At 61.8% G+C, this 20,269-nt stretch carries 22 protein-coding genes; 13 read left to right on the top strand and 9 right to left on the bottom strand.

All coding sequences use genetic code 11. The annotated features are described in order from the left end of the window. Window positions 1–5: 5 nt before the first annotated feature. The 6 genes from ptsP to ATH90_RS23350 form a co-directional block, all read right to left on the bottom strand. Complete coding sequence (ptsP, locus tag ATH90_RS23375; RefSeq protein ID WP_098467326.1) at window positions 6–2,516, bottom strand: phosphoenolpyruvate--protein phosphotransferase; 2,511 nt, start codon at window positions 2,514–2,516, stop codon at window positions 6–8. 41 nt (window positions 2,517–2,557) lie between these two features. Continuing rightward, window positions 2,558–3,580, bottom strand: coding sequence for an SIS domain-containing protein (locus ATH90_RS23370; protein WP_098467325.1), 1,023 nt, complete (start codon window positions 3,578–3,580; stop codon window positions 2,558–2,560). Beyond that, window positions 3,561–4,667 (bottom strand): N-acetylglucosamine-6-phosphate deacetylase, encoded by a 1,107-nt coding sequence (gene nagA, locus ATH90_RS23365; protein WP_098467324.1) that lies wholly within the window; start codon window positions 4,665–4,667, stop codon window positions 3,561–3,563. Before nagA ends, ATH90_RS23370 begins: the two co-directional genes overlap by 20 nt. A 10-nt stretch (window positions 4,668–4,677) precedes the next feature. After that, window positions 4,678–5,436 carry a GntR family transcriptional regulator gene (locus ATH90_RS23360; protein WP_034109229.1) on the bottom strand — a complete coding sequence of 253 codons (759 nt, stop codon included), beginning with the start codon at window positions 5,434–5,436 and terminating at the stop codon, window positions 4,678–4,680. A 263-nt stretch (window positions 5,437–5,699) separates the two neighbouring features. After that, window positions 5,700–6,203 (bottom strand): L,D-transpeptidase family protein, encoded by a 504-nt coding sequence (locus ATH90_RS23355; protein WP_034109228.1) that lies wholly within the window; start codon window positions 6,201–6,203, stop codon window positions 5,700–5,702. Between the two features lie 20 nt (window positions 6,204–6,223). Then, the gene (locus tag ATH90_RS23350; protein ID WP_069078232.1) at window positions 6,224–6,772 is read right to left on the bottom strand and encodes an NUDIX hydrolase; all 549 of its coding nucleotides are present in this window, start codon (window positions 6,770–6,772) and stop codon (window positions 6,224–6,226) included. 146 nt (window positions 6,773–6,918) lie between these two features. Here ATH90_RS23350 and ATH90_RS23345 point away from each other — a divergent pair, with 146 nt between their 5' ends. From ATH90_RS23345 to purT, 5 genes are all read left to right on the top strand, one after another. Continuing rightward, window positions 6,919–7,521, top strand: coding sequence for a CoA pyrophosphatase (locus ATH90_RS23345; protein ID WP_017736785.1), 603 nt, complete (start codon window positions 6,919–6,921; stop codon window positions 7,519–7,521). 36 nt (window positions 7,522–7,557) lie between these two features. Further along, complete coding sequence (locus ATH90_RS23340; RefSeq protein WP_010207972.1) at window positions 7,558–8,082, top strand: gamma carbonic anhydrase family protein; 525 nt, start codon at window positions 7,558–7,560, stop codon at window positions 8,080–8,082. Then, entirely contained in the window at window positions 8,079–8,294 is a 216-nt protein-coding gene (locus ATH90_RS23335) for a DUF1289 domain-containing protein (RefSeq protein WP_034109225.1), read from the top strand. The genes ATH90_RS23340 and ATH90_RS23335 overlap by 4 nt, the downstream gene beginning before the upstream one ends. 163 nt (window positions 8,295–8,457) lie before the next feature. Next, entirely contained in the window at window positions 8,458–8,925 is a 468-nt protein-coding gene (locus ATH90_RS23330) for a VUT family protein (protein ID WP_034109224.1), read from the top strand. Between the two features lie 69 nt (window positions 8,926–8,994). Then, on the top strand, window positions 8,995–10,176 hold the full coding sequence (gene purT / locus ATH90_RS23325; protein ID WP_034109223.1) for a formate-dependent phosphoribosylglycinamide formyltransferase: 1,182 nt from the start codon (window positions 8,995–8,997) through the stop codon (window positions 10,174–10,176). A gap of 105 nt (window positions 10,177–10,281) precedes the next feature. Here purT and ATH90_RS23320 read toward each other — a convergent pair whose 3' ends face one another. The 3 genes from ATH90_RS23320 to ATH90_RS23310 all read right to left on the bottom strand — a co-directional run bounded on the left by ATH90_RS23320 (window position 10,282) and on the right by ATH90_RS23310 (window position 13,937). After that, a complete protein-coding gene (locus ATH90_RS23320) occupies window positions 10,282–11,592 on the bottom strand; it encodes an MFS transporter (protein WP_034109222.1) in 1,311 nt (436 codons plus the stop codon). 281 nt (window positions 11,593–11,873) lie between these two features. Beyond that, window positions 11,874–13,112: a transporter associated domain-containing protein gene (locus tag ATH90_RS23315; protein ID WP_034109221.1), complete on the bottom strand. Its 1,239-nt coding sequence runs from the start codon at window positions 13,110–13,112 to the stop codon at window positions 11,874–11,876. Between the two features lie 12 nt (window positions 13,113–13,124). Further along, window positions 13,125–13,937, bottom strand: coding sequence for a cytochrome C assembly family protein (locus ATH90_RS23310; RefSeq protein ID WP_034109220.1), 813 nt, complete (start codon window positions 13,935–13,937; stop codon window positions 13,125–13,127). Window positions 13,938–14,171: 234 nt separating this feature from the next. Between ATH90_RS23310 and ffh the strand changes: the two genes are divergently transcribed. The 8 genes from ffh to ATH90_RS23270 all read left to right on the top strand — a co-directional run bounded on the left by ffh (window position 14,172) and on the right by ATH90_RS23270 (window position 20,218). Beyond that, window positions 14,172–15,548 (top strand): signal recognition particle protein, encoded by a 1,377-nt coding sequence (ffh, locus tag ATH90_RS23305; RefSeq protein ID WP_003175900.1) that lies wholly within the window; start codon window positions 14,172–14,174, stop codon window positions 15,546–15,548. A gap of 310 nt (window positions 15,549–15,858) precedes the next feature. Next, entirely contained in the window at window positions 15,859–16,110 is a 252-nt protein-coding gene (gene rpsP, locus ATH90_RS23300) for a 30S ribosomal protein S16 (protein ID WP_025854836.1), read from the top strand. Between the two features lie 5 nt (window positions 16,111–16,115). Then, complete coding sequence (gene rimM / locus ATH90_RS23295; protein WP_098467323.1) at window positions 16,116–16,652, top strand: ribosome maturation factor RimM; 537 nt, start codon at window positions 16,116–16,118, stop codon at window positions 16,650–16,652. Continuing rightward, window positions 16,634–17,407 carry a tRNA (guanosine(37)-N1)-methyltransferase TrmD gene (trmD, locus tag ATH90_RS23290; protein WP_024077235.1) on the top strand — a complete coding sequence of 258 codons (774 nt, stop codon included), beginning with the start codon at window positions 16,634–16,636 and terminating at the stop codon, window positions 17,405–17,407. The genes rimM and trmD overlap by 19 nt, the downstream gene beginning before the upstream one ends. A 45-nt stretch (window positions 17,408–17,452) precedes the next feature. Continuing rightward, window positions 17,453–17,803, top strand: a complete 351-nt coding sequence (rplS, locus tag ATH90_RS23285; RefSeq protein ID WP_003175895.1) for a 50S ribosomal protein L19 — start codon at window positions 17,453–17,455, stop codon at window positions 17,801–17,803. A gap of 80 nt (window positions 17,804–17,883) precedes the next feature. Next, the gene (locus ATH90_RS23280) at window positions 17,884–18,297 is read left to right on the top strand and encodes an acyl-CoA thioesterase (protein WP_069078234.1); all 414 of its coding nucleotides are present in this window, start codon (window positions 17,884–17,886) and stop codon (window positions 18,295–18,297) included. Window positions 18,298–18,447: 150 nt separating this feature from the next. Then, window positions 18,448–19,344, top strand: coding sequence for a site-specific tyrosine recombinase XerD (gene xerD, locus ATH90_RS23275; protein WP_034109219.1), 897 nt, complete (start codon window positions 18,448–18,450; stop codon window positions 19,342–19,344). A 142-nt stretch (window positions 19,345–19,486) separates the two neighbouring features. Further along, window positions 19,487–20,218, top strand: coding sequence for a thioredoxin fold domain-containing protein (locus ATH90_RS23270; protein WP_034109218.1), 732 nt, complete (start codon window positions 19,487–19,489; stop codon window positions 20,216–20,218). The last annotated feature ends 51 nt before the right edge of the window (window positions 20,219–20,269 follow it).

The raw sequence follows: 20,269 nt of genomic DNA, 5'->3' as shown, positions 1-20,269 counted from the left end.
TGTTATCAGCTCAGCGGCCAGTGGTGTTGACAGGCTTGGCGCACGGCCTTGGCACTGCTCAGGTCGAGCAGCCCATGGCTCAGTTGCCGGCATTGCGCCGCGTCCAGGTGACGGACGCGGTCCTTGATTTCTCCGATCTGCAGCGGGCTGACGGACAGCTCGCTGACCCCCAGGCCGACCAGCACCGGTGTGGCCAGCGGGTCGGACGCCAGCGCGCCGCACACGCCAACCCAGCGCCCGTGTTTCGCAGCCCCCGCGCAGGTCTGGGCGATCAGCCGCAACAGCGCCGGGTGCAAGGCATCGACCCGTGCGGCAAGGCCTGCGTGGTCGCGGTCCATGGCCAGGGTGTACTGGGACAGGTCATTGGTGCCGATGGACAAGAAGTCCGCATGCTTGGCCAGTTGCTCGGCCATCAGTGCGGCGGCAGGCACTTCGATCATCACGCCCAGCTCGGGGCGCTGGGTCAGTTCCAGCGCCACGCACAACTCATCCAGGCGCTGGCGGATCTGCAGCAATTCATCGACCTCGCTGACCATTGGCAGCAGGATGCGGCAGCGTTCCAGTGGGCAGACTTGCAGCAGGGCGCGCAACTGCTGGTCAAGCAGGTCCGGGCGTACCTGCGCCATGCGAATACCGCGCAGGCCCAGCACTGGGTTGGCTTCGACCGGCAGGGGCAGGTAGTCCAGTTGCTTGTCGCCGCCCACGTCGATGGTGCGGATGATCACCGACTTGTCGCCCATGGCATCCAGCACGGCTTGATAGGCGTGGCGCTGTTCCTGCTCATCCGGGGCGGTGCGGCGGTCGACGAAGAGAAACTCGGTGCGCAGCAGGCCGACGCCATCGGCGCCGTTTTCAAACGCCACCTGGGCTTCGGCGCTGGAGGCGACATTCGCTGCCACCTCGATACTCACACCGTCGGTTGTGTGCGCCGGTTGCTGGGCCTGGGCCTGTTGCTGCTGGCGCCGCAGTTTCTGCGCGTCGCGAATCTGGTGCACTTCGGCATGGCGCGCGTCGCTGGGGGCCAGTTCCAGGCGGCCATTGGCGGCGTCGAGCACCACGCGTTGGCCGTGGGGCACGTCGAGTACCTCGGGACCCAACGCCACCACACAGGGTAAACCTTTGCCGCGCGCCAGGATCGCCACATGGGACGTCGCGCCGCCTTCGGCCATGCAAATGCCAGCGGTCTTTTGTGCGCTCAGTTGCAGCAAGTCAGACGGTGTCAGTTCATGGGCGCTGACAATCGCCCCGGCCGGTAATTCGAAATGCCAGGCCTCGCCCAGCAGTGCACGCAACACCCGTTGTTGCAGGTCGCGCAGGTCATTGGCGCGTTCGGCAAACAACGGTTTGCCCAACGCTTGCAGCACCGCGCATTGCGCCTGGATTGCATCGCGCCAGGCGTGGGTCGCGGCGCTGCCGTGTTCGATGGCGCCCGTGGCGGCGTCCAGCAGGGCTGGGTCGTCCAGTAGCGCGAGGTGGGCGGCGAAGATGTCCTCTTCCTCGACGTTCTTGCGTTGGCGGGCGTGCTCGAGGGTGCTGCGGATTTCGCTGCGCACTTGCTCCAGGGCTACGTCCAGGCGTTGCAGTTGCTCGTCGGCGACATGGTTGCCGGTGTCGTCCGGCAGTTCGATACCGGTCAGGCGCAACAGCGGCCCGCAGACCAGGCCCGGCGCGGCGCACACGCCTTGCAACACACCGACTTCGGTATTCACCGGGCGCTGCGCGACAACGGCCGGTGCGTGGTGTGCTTCCTTGATGGCGGCTGATAAGGCGGCGACCAATGCCTGCAACGCTGCCTCGGCATCTTTGCCACGGCAGCTCACGCGCACTTCGTCACCTTCACCAATGCCCAGGCCCATCAAGCCAATCAGGCTGTCGCACGAGGCTGATTTATCACCGAAGTGCAGCTGCGCCTGGCTGCTGAAACCCTGGGCGGTCTTGCGAATCAACGCGGCCGGACGCGCATGCAAGCCGCCGCGATGGGTGATGCGCACATGGGCGCTGGCTTCACCCGCCGAGTTATCCACCGGCGCTTCAACCGACGCCGTCGAACGTGCCACGATCTGCAACAACGGCTGCCCTACCTTCACCGCTTGCCCTGCAAGCGCACGCAATTGGAAGCGCTCGCCATTGGTCAGGATGATCAGGCTCACCAGGCTCTTGCACTGGCGCGCAATGCGGTCCAGATCAAACTGCACCAGCGCCTGGCCCTGGCTCACCCGTGCCCCGTTCTTGACCAGCAAGGCGAACCCTTCACCGTTGAGTTCCACCGTATCAATGCCCACATGCATCAACACCTCGGCACCGTTGTCGGCGCGGATCGTCAGCGCATGCCCGGTGCGCGCGACGTGGATGATTACCCCGTCACATGGTGCATGCAGGCAGTCATTGAGCGGATCGATGGCAATGCCGTCGCCCATGGCGCCGCTGGCGAACACGTCGTCGGGAACATTGCCCAGGGTCAGCACCGGCCCGGTGAGAGGGGCGCTGAGGGTCAGATCATTATTGTTGTTGGACATGGGCACGGTACTCATCAGGAAAAACGGCAATCGACTCGAACTCAGTGAGTGCGAGTGACTTTGCTCAGGTGACGCGGTTGGTCCGGGTCCATGCCTCGGGCGACGGCCAGGCCTGCGGCCATCACGTAGAAACTCTGGATGGCCAGGATCGGGTCCAGGGTCGGGTGTTCGGCGCGGGACAGGGTCAGGTCGCGCTCGGCGATATCGTCCGGTGCCGCCAGCAATACCCGGGCGCCGCGTTGGCGCATATCGGCGGCCAGGCTCAGCAGGCCGGCCTGCTCGGCGCCGCGTGTAGCGAACACCAGCAGCGGGTAGTTCTTGTCGATCAAGGCCATCGGCCCGTGGCGCACCTCGGCGCTGCTGAAGGCTTCGGCCTGGATCGCCGAGGTTTCCTTGAGCTTGAGCGCGGCTTCCTGGGCGATGGCAAACCCGGCGCCTCGGCCGATCACCATCAATTGCTGGCAGTCGCGCAGCGCGTCGATGGCGACTGTCCAGTCCTGTTGGGCGGCGGCACGCAGGTCGTCGGGCAGGGCACGGCAGGCCTGCAGCAGCGCGGGTTCTTGATTCCAGTGGCCGATCAACTGCGCGCTGGCGCTGAGGGTGGCGATAAAGCTCTTGGTGGCGGCCACGCTGTGTTCAGGCCCGGCGCACAGGGGCACGTGGAATTCGCAGGCGGCTTCCAGCGGCGAGTCTTCGGCGTTGACCAGCGAGATGCTCAGGGCCCCGCGTTTGCGCAGCAGGCGCAGGCTGTTGACCAGGTCCGGGCTCTGGCCCGATTGGGAGAAACCAAAGGCCACTTGGCCGCTGACCTTCAACGGTGCTTGCAGCAAGGTCACCACCGACATTGGCAACGACGCCACCGGGATCCCCACATGTTGCATCGCCAGGTAGGCGAAGTAGCTGGCGGCGTGGTCCGAGCTGCCACGGGCGATGGTCATCGCCACTTGCGGCGGCTGGCGGCGCAGGCGGCCGGCGACTTCTTCCAGCAGCGGGTCCAGGCGTTGCAGTTGCGCCGCGACGGCGTCGCAGGAGGCCAGGGCCTCTTCAAGCATTTTTGAAGTCAATGGTTTCTCCTTCGACCATTACGTCGGTGAGTGTCAGGGAGCGGTCCAGGCGCACGCAGTCGGCAAAGCTGCCGGGTTGCAGGCGGCCGCGTTCTTCCAGGCCCAGGTAGTCCGCAGGAAATTGCGACAGGCGTTGTGAGGCTTCGCTGATGGGCAAGCCGATCTTCACCAGATTGCGCAACGCCTGGTCCATGGTCAGCGTGCTGCCGGCCAGGGTGCCGTCGGCCAGGCGCACACCGCCCAGGCATTTGGTCACGGTGTGGCTGCCTAGCTTGTATTCGCCATCGGGCATGCCGGCGGCGGCGGTGGAGTCGGTGACGCAATACAGGCAAGGGATCGAACGCAGGGCCACGCGCATGGCGCCGGGGTGGACGTGCAGCAGGTCCGGGATCAACTCCGCGTACTTGGCGTGAGCCAGCGCGGCGCCGACGATGCCCGGCTCGCGGTGATGCAGCGGGCTCATGGCGTTGTACAAATGGGTGAAGCTGGTGGCACCGGCAGCGAGGGCGGCGACGCCTTCTTCGTAGCTGCCCAGGGTGTGGCCGATCTGCATGCGCACGCCACGTTCGCTGAGGGTGCGGATAAGACCGTCATGCCCGGCGATTTCGGGGGCGATCGTGATCACCCGGATCGGCGCCAGGCGCAGGTAGGCTTCCACTTCGGCCATCAGCGCGGTGTGGGCAAAGTTAGGCTGCGCGCCGAGCTTGCCTGGGTTGATGTAGGGGCCTTCCAGGTGCACGCCGAGTACACGGGCGCTGCCGGTAGCACGTTGCTCGCAGAAGGTGCCGAGCTGGCCGAGCACGCTGGAGATCTCCTCCACCGGTGCAGTCATGGTGGTAGCCAGCAGCGAGGTGGTACCGAAACGCAGGTGGGTGCGGGTGATGGTCTCGAAAGCCTCGGAGCCTTCCATGATGTCCTTGCCGCCACCGCCGTGCACATGCAGGTCGATAAAGCCTGGCAGCAGGTAGGGCAGGTCGTTGTCAGCCGGGTCGCACGGCGCGCCTTCGATGGCGATCACTTTGCCGTGCTCGTGCACCAGGCGGCCGCGAATCCAGCCGCTGGGCGTGAGGATGTTGTCTTCGGACATGGGCAGTTCTCTAGGTTCGCAGTTCAGCGGAATAGTCATGGCGGCGCAGTTCTGCGACGAAGTCGTAGTAGTCGTTGCGGCAGTAGGTGTCGGTGATTTCGATGGGCGTGTTGTCGGCGGTGTAGCCAACCCGGGTCATCAGCAGCATGGCGGTGCCGGGGGCGATGCCCACCAGCTTGGCGAACTCGTCCGAGGCGTTGATTGCCTGGATATGCTGCAGGGCGCGCACCACGGGTTTGCCGATGCCTTCCAGGTACTCGTACAGCGAATTGCCGATGGCTTGCGGGTGCGGCAGCACGGAGGCGGGCATGGCAGTCATTTCAATCGCCATGACGGTGTCATCGGCTTTGCGCAAGCGTTTGAGGCGCGCCACTTTGTCGGTGGGCGACAGGCCCAGGCGGATCAGCTCTTCGTGGGTCGGTGGGGTGATGTCGCGTTCCAGCCACTGGGAAGTGGGGACAAACCCCTTCAGCCGCAGCATCTCGCTGAAGCCCGACAGGCGTGACAGCGGTTGTTCCAGGCGCGGCGTGATAAAGGTGCCGGAACCCTGGCTGCGGCGGATCAGGCCTTGGGCAAACAACACTTCCAGCGCTTTACGCGCGGTCACTCGCGAAATACTCAATTGCTCGCTGAGGGCGCGTTCCGAGGGCAGTGCCTGCTCGGATTTCCACTGGCCGGCGTGGATGGCCGCTTCGAGGTTGCGCGCCAATTGCAGGTACAGCGGCGTGGATTGCTTGTCGTCGGGACGCAGCGTCAGGATGGGATTCATCTGTGAGGTTTCCGATGCGGTTATTGGAGTGTTGTCGCCCGGTGTGGGCCGGAAATTAATACCACTTAAATACCATGTCAATGCTGCCCAAACGGTGCAAGTGCCGTTTTCAGGGCGCTCTATTGGTGCCTGGTATCAAGTGGTATTAGAGAGGTCTTTATTGCGCGCAGAAGTGTGCAGCGCGCGGGGGTGAACTGGTATTCACCGGCAAGCGCTGCCAGGGGCAGGAATTATTTTCAGATTATTTTACGAACGGTACGCGACTACGGCCGAATCTCGATGAGGGTGCCGTCCTTGACCAGGTTCCAGACTTCGCGCATATCCACATTGCGCATGCCGATGCAGCCGTCGGTCCAGTCCAGGGTGTGGAACCACTGCTCCGGGTAATCCTCGGTGTCGGGCGTGCCGTGGATCATGATCATGCTGCCGGGCTTGACCCCTTCGCGGCGCGCGCGGGCGGCGTCGCTGATGTTCGGGTAGGAGATGTGCATGGCCAGGTTGAAGCGGTCGCTGGTCTTGCGCCAGTCGATCCAGTAGAGCCCCTCTGGCGTGCGGCGGTCACCCTCGATCAACTTGTGGCCCTTGGGGTTTTTACCCAGGGAAATACGGTAGGTCTTGAACGGCTTGCCGTCGTTGATCAACTGCAACTGGTGCGCGGACTTGAGCACCAGGACTTTTTCGACGGTTTTACCGCCCAGGGTTTGCACCGTGGAGGCTGGCGCCAGTGTGGCGAATGAAAGGCAGAGCAGCACCAGTAACCAACGCATCAAAACGGGTATCCCTTGTGTCATGGCGCAGGCTTGCCCATTGGCGGCACGGCCTCGCTGCGCACCGGGAACGACTGCAGCCTGCGGTCAGCGAAAAAGTATTCCAGGGTACGCCCGACCGTGCGGAAAGCCAGCTCGGACCAAGGGATGTCGGCTTCGTCGAACAGTTGCACTTCCAGGCTTTCGGGGCCGGCGGCGAAGTCCGGGTCGAGCAGGTCGGCGCGGTAAAAGATATGCACCTGGTTGATATGCGGCACGTCGATCAGGGTGTAGAGGCTCAGGTTATGCACCCGGGCGCAGGCTTCTTCCAGGGTTTCGCGCATGGCGGCCTGTTCCACCGTCTCGCCGTTTTCCATGAAGCCCGCGGGCAGGGTCCAGTAACCCAGGCGCGGCTCGATGGCGCGGCGGCACAGCAGCACTTTGTCGCCCCACACCGGCACGGTGCCGGCGACGATATTGGGGTTCTGGTAGTGGATGGTCGAGCAGTGATCACACACAAAGCGCAGGCGGCCGTCGCCTTCGGGGATGCGTTGGGTAACCGGTTTACCGCACTGGCTGCAGAAATTCATGCTGGGGTTCCTGGAAAGTGCGTCTATCTTGGCGTGACAGGCAAGGCGCTGCAAGTTGTCGTTTAGCGACACCGCACGGGTTTTGGGGTTGGGCACCCGCACGCTTTGGTGCATGATGCAAGGTAGCCAACAGACCGAGATGACTCATGCTGGACGAGCTACTTCGCCGGGTAAGCAATCACACTCCCCATACGCTGGAAACCGACGGGCGTTTCCCCGAGGCCGCGGTGCTGGTGCCAATTACCCGCAGTGACGAACCTGAGCTGATCCTTACCCTGCGCGCCAGTGGCCTGTCCACCCATGGCGGCGAAGTGGCCTTCCCCGGTGGGCGCCGCGACCCCGAAGACCCGGACCTGATCTTCACCGCGCTGCGCGAGGCCGAGGAGGAAATCGGCCTGCCGCCCGGGCTGGTCGAAGTGATTGGCCCGCTGAGCCCCTTGATCTCCCTGCATGGCATTCGAGTGACACCGTATGTCGGCGTCATCCCCGATTACGTCGAATACCTGGCCAACGATGCCGAGATTGCCGCCGTTTTCAGCGTGCCGTTGGAGTTTTTCCGACAAGACCCACGCGAACATACCCACCGGATCGATTACCAGGGGCGCAGTTGGTACGTGCCCAGTTATCGGTTCGGCGAATACAAGATCTGGGGGCTGACGGCAATCATGATCGTCGAGCTGATCAATCTGCTCTATGACGACGCCAAGATCAGCCTGCACCAGCCACCCAAGAGCTTCATCAATATCTAAGCCATCGCTTGAATGGCAAAGCCGTGAGGGAAAACCATGAAATACCGCCTGGGCGATGCCCGCGTCGAGACTCATCCACAGAGCTGGGTGGCACCCAATGCCACGCTGGTGGGCAAGGTCAAGCTGGAGGAGGGCGCCAACGTCTGGTTCAACGCGGTGTTGCGTGGTGACAACGAACTGATCCTGATCGGCAAGAACAGCAATGTGCAGGACGGCAGTGTGATGCACACCGACATGGGCTACCCGCTGACCCTCGGCACCGGCGTGACCATTGGCCACAACGCCATGTTGCACGGCTGCACGGTGGATGATTACAGCCTGATCGGTATCAACGCAGTAATCCTCAACGGCGCCAAGATCGGCAAGCACTGCATCATCGGCGCCAATTCGCTGATCGGTGAAGGCAAGGAAATCCCCGATGGTTCGCTGGTGATGGGCTCGCCGGGCAAGGTCGTACGTGAACTGACCGATGCGCAAAAACGCATGCTCGAAGCCAGCGCTGCGCACTATGTGCATAACTCGCAGCGCTATGCGCGTGATCTGGTCGAGCAGGAAGAATGAGTGCAGTTGAACGACCTGTAGCCTCGCCCTGTGTGAATATTTGCGCGCTGGACGAGGACGATATCTGTACCGGCTGCCAGCGTACGGTGGATGAGATTACGCGTTGGGGCCGCATGGATAATGCCGAACGCCGGGTGGTGTTGGGGTTGTGCCATGAGCGGGCGGTGGCGGGTGGGTTGGTGTGGGTGACTCCGGGGATATCCGGCGCCTGATAGACCGCTTTCGCGAGCAAGCCTGCTCCCACATGTCGACCGCATTCCTACAGGAAAAACGCAATCAACTGTGGGAATGGGCTTGCCCGCGAGGGGGCCCTCCCAGACGACATATTTCCAAATGTGAAGTACCCTGTGCCCCCTGTTCACAGGTCCATCCCCCATGCTCTTCCTGATCGCTTACATCAGCAGCGTCGTGCTGATCAATTTCGCCTTCTCCACCGCCCCGCACCTGGACGTCATCTGGTCCGCCTGGGGTGGCCTGGTATTCATCCTGCGCGATATGGTGCAAACCCGCTTCGGCCACGGCGCAATCATTGCGATGCTGGCGGCGCTGGTGCTGTCGTACATCACCTCCGACCCGTCCATTGCCCTGGCCAGCGCCACGGCGTTCGCGGTGTCCGAGTGCATCGACTGGCTGGTGTTCAGTATCACCAAGCGCCCGCTGCACGATCGCCTGTGGATAAGTTCGGCGCTGAGCATCCCCCTCGACACGTTTATCTTCTTCGGCCTGATTGGCGCGCTCACCCCGGCGGTGGCGGGCACCGCGCTGGTGTCGAAATTCGCCGGGGTCACGGTGGTGTGGCTGATCATGGCCTGGCGTGTGCGCAAGCGAGCCGTCGTCAACTGAAGCCAATTTTTACAGTTCATGTAAAATGCCGGCCTTTCTCCCCATGATCCGCTCCCCTGAGGACCTGAGATGACCCGAATCGGAACTCCATTGTCGCCAACCGCGACCCGCGTTTTGCTGTGTGGCTGCGGTGAGCTGGGCAAGGAAGTGGTAATCGAACTGCAACGCCTGGGCGTTGAAGTGATTGCCGTGGATCGCTACGCCAACGCGCCCGCCATGCAGGTGGCGCACCGTAGCCACGTGATCAACATGCTCGATGGCGCCGCCCTGCGTGCGGTGATCGAAGCGGAAAAACCGCACTTCATCGTGCCGGAAATCGAAGCCATCGCCACTGCCACCCTGGTGGAACTGGAGGCCGAAGGCTTCACCGTGATCCCGACCGCGCGTGCCACCTCGCTGACCATGAACCGCGAAGGCATCCGCCGCCTGGCCGCCGAAGAGCTGGACCTGCCGACCTCGCCGTACCACTTCGCCGATACCTTCGAAGACTACAGCAAGGCCGTCCAGGACCTGGGCTTCCCGTGCGTAGTCAAGCCGGTGATGAGTTCGTCGGGCAAGGGCCAGAGCCTGCTGCGCAGCGCCGAGGACGTGCAGAAAGCCTGGGACTACGCCCAGGAAGGCGGTCGTGCGGGTAAAGGTCGCGTGATCATCGAAGGCTTTATCGACTTCGACTACGAAATTACCCTGCTGACCGTACGTCACATCGGCGGCACCACCTTCTGCGCGCCAGTCGGTCACCGTCAGGAGAAAGGCGATTACCAGGAATCCTGGCAGCCGCAGGCCATGAGCCCGATTGCCTTGGCCGAATCCGAGCGCGTTGCCAAAGCGGTGACCGAGGCCCTGGGGGGGCGTGGCCTGTTTGGCGTGGAGTTGTTCATCAAGGGTGATCAGGTGTGGTTCAGCGAAGTCTCGCCGCGTCCGCATGACACCGGCCTGGTGACCCTGATTTCCCAGGACCTGTCGCAGTTCGCGCTGCACGCGCGCGCCATCCTGGGCTTGCCTATCCCATTGATCCGTCAGTTCGGGCCTTCGGCTTCGGCGGTGATTCTGGTGGAAGGGCAGTCGACCCAGACGGCGTTCGCCAACCTGGGCGCCGCGTTGAGCGAGCCGGACACGGCGTTGCGTCTGTTTGGCAAGCCGCAAGTGAACGGCCAGCGTCGCATGGGTGTGGCATTGGCGCGGGATGAGTCGATTGAAGCGGCTCGGGCCAAGGCCACCCGTGCTTCGAAGGCGGTTGTAGTAGAGCTGTAACCGCGTCGCGCCCTTCGCGAGCAAGCCCGCTCCCACATTCGATCGCATTGCCAAGTCGGGCACCGATCAAAATGTGGGAGCGGGCTTGCTCGCGAAAGCGGTCGATCAGGCAACCTTGTTCAAATCGTTATCCCGCGTCTCTTTCAGGCACAGCACAGCAATCAAGCTGAGCAATGCTGCCGCCGACACATACCCACCGACATAACTCAGGCCACCCATCGCCACCAGCTTGGTCGCGAAGAACGGTGCCGCCGACGCCCCGACAATACCACCCAGGTTATAGGCCGCCGAAGCGCCGGTATAACGCACGCGGGTCGGGAACAGTTCTGGCAGCAGCGCGCCCATCGGCGCGAAGGTCACGCCCATCAGGAACAGCTCCAACGCCAGGAATAGCGCCACGGCCCAAGTGGACCCGTGGGTGAGCAGCGGTTCCATGGTAAAGCCTGAAAGAATCGCCAGGATTGCACCGACGATCAGCACCGGTTTGCGCCCGTAGCGATCGCTGGCCAAGGCTGCCAGCGGTGTCGCCAGCCCCATGAACAGCACGGCGAAGCACAGCAGGCCGAGGAAGGTTTCGCGGCTGTAGCCCAAGGTGGAAACGCCGTAACTCAGGGAGAACGCCGTGGTGATGTAGAACAGCGCATAGCACACCACCATCGACGCGGCGCCCAGCAATACCGGCAGCCAGTGCTGGCTGAACAATTCCACCAGCGGCACTTTGACCGGGGCTTCCTTGGCCACGGCGTTGGCGAACACCGGCGTTTCATGCAGCTTCAGCCGCGCATACAGGCCGACCATCACCAGCGCAGCGCTGAGGATGAACGGAATGCGCCAGCCCCAACTGCGGAACTGCTCGTCGTTCAGGCTCATGGCCAGGATCAGGAACAAACCGTTGGCCGCCAGGAAACCGATCGAAGGGCCGAGTTGCGGGAACATGCCGAACCAGGCGCGTTTGCCCTTGGGCGCATTTTCGGTCGCCAACAGCGCCGCGCCGCCCCATTCGCCCCCCAGGCCAAGCCCTTGGCCGAAGCGCAGTACGCACAACAGGATCGGCGCCCAGGCACCGATGCTGTCATAGCCGGGGAGCAGGCCAATCAGCGTGGTGCACACGCCCATCAGCAGCAGCGAGGCCACCAGGGTTGATTTACGCCCGATGCGGTCGCCGAAGTGGCCGAACAATGCCGAGCCCAGTGGGCGGGCGATGAAGGCGATACCGAAGGTCAGGAACGAGGCCAGCATCTGCGCCGTGCCGGAGCTCTGCGGGAAGAACACCGGTCCGATCACCAGCGCAGCAGCCGTGGCGTAGATATAGAAGTCGTAGAACTCGATGGCGGTGCCGACGATGCTCGCCGTGGCGACCCGTGCAGTCGAGTTGGTCGGGGCGGCGGTCGCGGCCTCGTGGTAGGTGGTGCTCATGGCGGTATCCCTGATGGTCATTGCGCGTTTGGACGCGGATTATTATTGGTCGAACACCCATGGATCAGGGTAGTGCGCGGGGCGGCTCGGGATGGGAGCGAACACCGGTCAGACACGGTGAAGCGGTGCCTGGACGCGTTCAGTGCGGGTAGCACGCGGTCGGGCGCGGCTCTGGTAAGCCGCCCCGATTATAGGAAGGGGTTTGCGAATCCAACAAGGGGCTGGCGAGGATCTTTGGAAGGTGGCCCGGTCAGCGTGGGAGCTGGCTTGATCAAGGTCGATCAGGCGGCGACGGGCATTCGGCTGGTATGCCAGATCAGCACCTTGCTCACCCGGTTGTCCTCGGTCTCGAGGATCTCCAGGCGGTAGCGGCCGATCTTCAGGCACACCGCGCAGTCCGGGATGGTCTCCAGGGCTTCGGTGACCAGGCCGTTGAGGGTCTTGGGGCCGTCGCTGGGCAGGTGCCAGCTCAGGCTCTTGTTCAGTTCGCGGATCGAGGCGGCACCGTCGATGATGTAGCGGCCATCGGGCTGGGCCTCGATGTGCGGGTTGTCCGCGCTCTGTTCGCTTTCGAATTCGCCGACGATTTCTTCGAGAATATCTTCCAGCGTGACAATGCCAAGCACTTCGCCGTATTCGTCCACCACCATGCCCAGGCGCCGCTGCTGTTTGTGGAAGTTCAGCAGTTGCAGTTGCAGGGGCGTGCTTTCCGGGACGAAGTAGGGTTCGTGGCAGGCGGCGAGCAATGCCTCTTTGGTCAGGCTGGCGTCGGGCAGCAGGTGCTGGATCTGCCGGGTGTTGAGCACGGCCTGCACCTGGTTGATATCACTGTGGAACACCGGCAGGCGCGTACGTGGGGAGGTGCGCAGTTGCTCGATGATGTCCTCGATCGAGTCATCCAGGTTGATGCCGTCCACTTCACTGCGCGGCACCAGGATGTCATTCACGGTGATGTTGTCCAGCGCGTGGATACCGGGCATGCGTGGCGTGCGGCCTTCGTCGGTATTGGGTTCAGGCTCGTCGTCGTGGTCGGGCAGCGGTTCATCGCTTTTCTTCACCACGCCGGCCTTGCGCGCAAACGGACGGAGCAGCAACAGGCTGATGCCATTGAGCAGCCAGGCCAGGGGGTAGAGGATTTTCAACGGTACGCCCAACAGCGTATTGCCAAAGCCTAGCACTGCTTGTGGGTAGCGAGTGGCCAGGGTGCGTGGCAGGTAGTCGGCGAATATCAGCAACAGGGCACACGAGATCAGCCAGCCGAGCCATGGGCCATTCTGTGCCCAGGCGTAGATCGCCAGCAGCGTGCAGAGGATCACTACCGCAGCGCGGCACAAGCTGTTGCACAGGATCAGGCTGTGGCGTGGAAAGTTCAGGCGGGCGGCAGCCTTGTCGCCCTGGCGTGTACCGGGGCGCAGGGCCAGTAAATGTTGTTGCGCGGCTTCGATGGCGGTAAACAGCGCCGCCCACAAAACCAGCAAGGCGACTACCGCTAGCATTGGCCCCAGGGGCAAGTTATCCATGATCGCTGCCCGTCAGATATGCAGGATGTATTCGCGAACCAGCTTGCTGCCGAAATAGGCCAGCATCAGCAGGCAGAAACCGGCCAGGGTCCAGCGAATCGCCTTGTGCCCGCGCCAGCCGAGGCGGTTACGGCCCCACAACAAGACACTGAACACTACCCAGGCCAGGCACGCCAGCAGGGTTTTGTGCACCAGGTGTTGGGCGAAGAGGTTTTCGACGAACAGCCAGCCGGAGATCAGCGACAGCGACAGCAGTGTCCAGCCGGCCCACAGGAAGCCGAACAGCAGGCTTTCCATGGTTTGCAGCGGTGGGAAGTTCTTGATCAGCCCGGACGGGTGCTTGTGCTTGAGCTGGTGGTCCTGCAGCAGCAGGAGCAAGGCTTGGAACACCGCGATGGTGAACATGCCGTAGGCGAGGATCGACAGCAGGATGTGCGCGAGGATGCCCGGCTCTTCGTCAATCACCTGTACGGTGCCGGTCGGCGCGAATTGCGCCAGCAGCACCGTCAGCATTCCCAGCGGGAAGAGCAGCACCAGCAGGTTCTCGACGGGAATCCGGTAGCAGGCCATCAGGGTCAGTGCGATGACGGCGGCGGCAATCAGGCTGGCGGCGCTGAAAAAATCCAGGCCCAGGCCGACCGGCGTCATCAAATGCGTGAACAGGCTGGCAGCGTGGGCCAGCAGGGCGAGGACGCCAAGGCCTACCAGCAGGCGTTTGTCGGCCTTGGCGCCTTGGGCCAGACGAGTGCCCTGATAGAGGGTCGCAGCGGCATACAAGATGGCGGCGGCGAGGCTGGGTAGCAAACTGGGTGACAAAGGGAGCATAAATCCTGTTAAGCAGGCCCGAAAGGCGCTGAGTTTGGCATACCCCTGCGTAACACGAAAGACTCTCAGGCCAGACAGCGGGTGTGCATGGCGGCAGTCTTCGCTATAATCCGCGACCTGCCCACGCCGCAGGCTCGCCGAGCGCTGTTTTTAATAGCGATTTACCACAGCCTGGGCTGCCATTACCTCGGTCTACCAATGCATTTCGATGAATAGGGCCTGAAAGGATCGCGCATGTTTGAAAACTTGACTGACCGTCTCTCGCAGACGCTGCGCCACGTTACCGGCAAGGCCAAGCTGACCGAGGACAATATTAAAGACACCCTGCGCGAAGTGCGCATGGCGTTGCTGGAAGCCGACGTGGCCTTGCCGGTGGTGAAGGATTTCGTCAACTCGGTCAAGGAGCGCGCGGTCGGCACCGAAGTGTCCCGCAGCCTGACTCCGGGCCAGGCCTTTGTGAAGATCGTCCAGGCCGAACTCGAAAGCCTGATGGGCGCGGCCAACGAAGACTTGAACCTCAGCGCCGTGCCACCGGCCGTCGTCTTGATGGCCGGTCTGCAGGGTGCGGGTAAAACCACCACTGCCGGCAAGCTGGCGCGCTTCCTTAAAGAACGCAAGAAAAAGTCCGTGATGGTGGTGTCGGCCGACGTCTACCGTCCGGCAGCCATCAAGCAGTTGGAAATGCTTGCGGGCGAAGTGGGCGTGACCTTCTTCCCGTCCGACCTGAGCCAGAAGCCGGTCGACATCGCCAACGCTGCTATTAAAGAAGCCAGGCTGAAATTCATCGACGTGGTCATCGTCGATACCGCCGGTCGCCTGCACATCGACGAAGAGATGATGGGCGAGATCAAGGCGCTGCATGCCGCGATCAACCCGGTCGAGACGCTGTTCGTGGTCGACGCGATGACCGGCCAGGATGCGGCCAACACCGCCAAGGCCTTCGGTGATGCACTGCCGCTGACCGGCGTGATCCTCACCAAGGTCGACGGCGACGCCCGTGGCGGTGCTGCGTTGTCGGTGCGTGCAATCACCGGCAAACCGATCAAGTTCATCGGTATGGGCGAGAAGAGCGAAGCGCTCGAACCGTTCCACCCTGAGCGTATCGCCTCGCGTATCCTCGGCATGGGTGACGTACTCAGCCTGATCGAACAGGCCGAAGCGACCCTCGACAAGGACAAGGCCGACAAACTGGCCAAGAAGCTGAAGAAGGGCAAGGGCTTCGACCTCGAAGACTTCCGTGACCAGCTGCAACAGATGAAGAACATGGGTGGCCTTGGCGGCCTGATGGACAAGCTGCCGAATATCGGCGGTGTGAACCTGGCGCAAATGGGCAATGCCCAGGGCGCGGCAGAGAAGCAGTTCAAGCAGATGGAAGCCATCATCAACTCCATGACCCCGGCCGAGCGCCGCGACCCTGAGCTGATCAGCGGTTCGCGCAAACGTCGGATCGCCATGGGTTCTGGCACCCAGGTGCAAGACATCGGTCGCTTGATCAAGCAGCACAAGCAGATGCAGAAGATGATGAAGAAATTCTCTGCCAAAGGCGGCATGGCCAAGATGATGCGCGGCATGGGCGGTATGTTGCCCGGCGGCGGCATGCCAAAAATGTAGTGACCTGTTTCGAGGATAGCTGCTCACGTATGGCGGGTGCTATCCACGAAACAGGCCACAAGAATTCGAGCAAAAGCTCGCTTTTGCTCCGACCCACAGGGATGTGGGATCTCCAGCAAACCCGCGATTGGCGGGCGCTGACTCGCCGTTTTAACCGACGGCTCTATAGCAGATCTGAATGGCACGCCGATAGGCGCCAGAAAAAGACATTTGCAAAAGTCCGGATATTCCTTAGAATATGCGGCCTTTCGGGCACCTATGCCCGCTGTGCATTTAGATTTGCAGCACCGACTACAGGAACGATGTTCACATGCTAACAATCCGTCTTGCCCTTGGCGGCTCCAAAAAGCGCCCGTTTTACCACTTGACCGTAACTGACAGCCGCAACCCACGTGACGGCTCTCACAAGGAACAAGTTGGCTTCTTCAACCCGATCGCTCGTGGTCAAGAAGTTCGTCTGTCCGTGAACCAAGAGCGCGTAGCCTACTGGCTGAGCGTTGGTGCACAACCATCTGAGCGTGTTGCTCAGCTGTTGAAGGACTCGGCTAAGGCCGCAGCCTGAGCAATATGAACGCGACGCCAGCTGTTGCTGATGATTTGATCGTTATCGGCAAGATTTACTCTGTTCATGGCGTTCGCGGCGAAGTGAAGGTGTATTCCTTTACTGATCCGACTGAAAACCTGTTGCAGTACAAGACCTGGACGCTCAAGCGCGAAGGCAGTCTGAAACAGGTCGAGCTGGTCAGTGGACGCGGGAGCGATAAGTTCCTGGTCGCAAAGCTCAAGGGTCTTGATGATCGTGAAGAAGCTCGTCTTCTGGCCGGTTATGAGATCTGCGTGCCGCGCAACCTGTTCCCTGAATTGACCGACGGCGAGTACTACTGGTACCAGCTGGAAGGTCTGAAGGTTATTGATCAACTCGGGCAACTGCTCGGGAAAATCGATCATCTTCTGGAAACCGGCGCCAATGATGTAATGGTGGTCAAGCCTTGCGCTGGCAGCCTGGATGATCGTGAACGCCTGTTGCCGTATACCGAGCAATGCGTGTTGGCCGTCGACCTGGCAGCGGGCGAGATGAAGGTGGAATGGGACGCGGACTTCTAAGCGTGGCTAATTTGCGCATTGAAGTGATCAGTTTGTTTCCCGAGATGTTTTCCGCCATCAGCGAGTACGGCATCACCAGTCGGGCGGTGAAACAGGGGCTGTTGCAGCTTACCTGTTGGAACCCGCGAGACTACACGACGGATCGGCATCACACTGTGGACGATCGCCCATTTGGCGGTGGCCCGGGCATGGTGATGAAGATCAAGCCCCTGGAAGACGCGTTGGTTCAGGCCAAGGCTGCTGCCGGGGAGAAGGCGAAGGTAATTTACCTGTCCCCTCAAGGCCGTCAGCTGAAACAGGCGGCGGTACGCGAACTGGCGAATGAGGAGGCACTGATCCTGATTGCCGGTCGCTATGAAGGCATTGACGAGCGTTTTATTGAGGCTCATGTCGATGAAGAGTGGTCGATTGGGGACTATGTCCTGTCTGGCGGCGAGCTGCCGGCGATGGTCCTGATAGATGCGGTTACACGACTGCTGCCTGGAGCTTTAGGGCATGCGGACTCCGCGGAGGAAGATTCCTTCACGGATGGTTTGCTGGATTGCCCGCACTACACCCGACCGGAGGTGTATGCGGATCAGCGTGTTCCCGACGTATTGCTAAGTGGCAATCACGCACACATCCGGCGTTGGCGTTTACAGCAGTCCCTTGGTCGGACCTATGAACGACGCGCCGATCTTCTGGAAAGCCGCTCGCTTTCTGGAGAAGAGAAGAAGCTGCTCGAGGAATACATCCTCGCGCGGGACGATAGTTAACAACGTATCGATGGTAGGTCCATTGACTTACCTTAGGAGCACAGCATGACTAACAAAATCATCCTTGCACTCGAAGCAGAGCAGATGACCAAAGAGATCCCTACCTTTGCCCCAGGCGACACCATTGTCGTCCAGGTGAAAGTGAAGGAAGGCGACCGTTCGCGTCTGCAAGCGTTCGAAGGCGTGGTAATCGCCAAGCGTAACCGTGGTGTGAACAGTGCTTTCACTGTTCGTAAAATCTCCAACGGTGTTGGCGTAGAGCGTACTTTCCAGACCTACAGCCCGCAAATCGACAGCATGGCCGTCAAGCGTCGCGGTGACGTACGTAAAGCCAAGCTGTACTACCTGCGTGACCTGTCCGGTAAAGCAGCTCGCATCAAGGAAAAACTGGCTTAAGTCCAGCTTCCCGATGCAGAAAAAAGCAGCCTACGGGCTGCTTTTTTGTGCCTGAAATTTGTCCATCCCGGTATTTGTCCATGACCACCCGCCTCGAAGAAATCCAGCGCCGCACCGAACTGTCCGTTACCCACGTGACCAAGGCCGTGTTCCCGCCGACCACCAACCACCACAACACGCTGTTCGGCGGCACTGCCCTGGCGTGGATGGATGAAGTGTCGTTCATCACCGCCACGCGTTTCTGCCGCTTGCCGCTGGTGACGGTGTCTACTGACCGTATCGATTTCAATCATGCGATCCCTGCTGGCTCCATCGTTGAGCTGATCGGCCGTGTGATCAAGGTCGGCAACACCAGCCTCAAGGTCGAGGTGGAAGTGTTCGTCGAGAGCATGAGTGCCGATGGTCGCGAGAGGGCGATCCAGGGCGTGTTCAGTTTTGTCGCGATTGATGCGGATAAGCGTCCAGTGCCAGTTTTGCCTGGGTTTGTAGACTGACCTGAGACCGAGTCGCGGCCATCGCAGGCAAGCCAGCTCCCACATCTGATCGGTGTCGGTTACACATGGATGGCCCGACACAAAACCCCTGTGGAGCTGACTTGCCTGCGATAGGATCTACCAGACATTACGTAATCAGCCTGAGCCCCCATGCCCGCCATTGACCACCCCTTGATCGACCGCTTCCTCGACGCTCTCTGGCTGGAAAAAGGCCTGTCGGACAACACCCGCCAGGCTTACCGCAGTGACCTGGCGCTGTTCAATGGCTGGCTGCAGGAGAAAAACCTCGAACTGATCAACGCCGGTCGCGAGCTGATCCTCGATCACCTGGCCTGGCGCCTGGAGCAGCATTACAAACCGCGCTCCACCGCGCGATTCCTCTCGGGCGTGCGTGGGTTTTATCGCTACCTGTTGCGGGAAAAACTGATCGCCCTCGACCCCACCCTGCAAGTCGACATGCCGCAACTCGGCAGGCCACTGCCAAAATCCCTGTCGGAAGCCGACGTAGAGGCCTTGCTCGCTGCGCCCGACCTCAGCGAAGCCATCGGCCAGCGCGACCGTGCCATGCTCGAAGTGCTGTACGCCTGTGGCCTGCGGGTGACCGAGCTGATCAGCCTGACCCTGGAGCAAGTGAACCTGCGCCAGGGTGTGTTGCGCGTAATGGGCAAGGGCAGCAAGGAGCGGCTGGTTCCCATGGGCGAAGAGGCCATTGTGTGGGTCGAGCGCTACATGCGCGATGCCCGCAGCGAGCTGCTGGGCGGGCGCCCTAGTGATGTGCTGTTCCCCAGCCTGCGCGGCGAGCAGATGACCCGTCAGACTTTCTGGCACCGCATCAAGCACCAAGCCAAGGTCGCCGGGATCGGCAAGGCCCTGTCGCCCCACACGTTGCGCCATGCGTTCGCCACGCATTTGCTCAACCACGGGGCGGATTTGCGCGTGGTGCAAATGCTGCTCGGCCACAGCGACTTATCCACAACCCAGATCTACACCCATGTGGCACGCGCACGCTTGCAGGATATGCACGCCAAGCATCACCCGCGAGGCTGAAAACCGCCAATTTGTCCCGCCCACGGGCTGCCGTGCGGCCCAACTGTGGTAGGCTTTGCCGGTTAGCAAAGGGGACGGCCCAGTGCTGCGTTTTTCCAAGCAGCGTTCCTTCCCGTCCCTGCGTCTGCCTTCAGGAGTTCCCATGCGCTTGACCCAGATTATTGCCGCCGCAGCCATTGCGTTGGTTTCCACCTTTGCGATCGCCGATGATGCGGCCGAGCAGACCATCCGCAAGAGCCTGGCGAACCTGCAGCTCGACACCCCGATCGAAAGCATCAGCGCCAGCCCGATGGCCGGCCTGTATGAAGTCAAGCTCAAGGGCAGCCGCGTGCTGTACGCCAGTGCCGACGGCCAGTACATCGTCCAGGGTTATCTGTTCCAGTTGAAGGACGGCAAGCCGGTCAACCTGACCGAGAAGGCCGAGCGCCTGGGCGTGTCCAAGCTGATCAACGGCATCCCGGTGGCTGAAACCGTGGTGTACCCGGCCATTGGCGAGACCAAGACCCACATCACCGTGTTCACCGACACCACCTGCCCGTACTGCCACAAGCTGCATGCCGAAGTGCCGGCGCTGAACAAACTGGGCGTGGAAGTACGCTACGTCGCGTTCCCACGCCAGGGCTTGGGCTCGCCGGGTGACGAGCAGCTGCAAGCCGTATGGTGCTCGGCCGACAAGAAAGCGGCCATGGACAAGATGGTCGATGGCAAGGAAATCAAGGCCGCCAAGTGCGCCAACCCGGTTTCCAAGCAGTTCGCCCTGGGCCAGTCGATCGGCGTGAACGGTACACCGGCCATCGTTTTGGCTGACGGCCAAGTGATTCCGGGCTACCAGCCGGCGCCACAAGTTGCCAAACTGGCGCTGAGTGCCAAATAAACCAGCATCGTCGAACCTTTGACGATCATGGCCCGTGGATAAGTCGACGGG

Origin of the sequence: Pseudomonas lurida, assembly GCF_002563895.1 — a bacterium.
GTDB classification, from domain to species: Bacteria; Pseudomonadota; Gammaproteobacteria; order Pseudomonadales; family Pseudomonadaceae; genus Aquipseudomonas; species Aquipseudomonas lurida.
The sequence above is the reverse complement of the archived record's forward strand: the minus strand, read 5'-3'. Positions and strand labels throughout refer to the sequence as shown.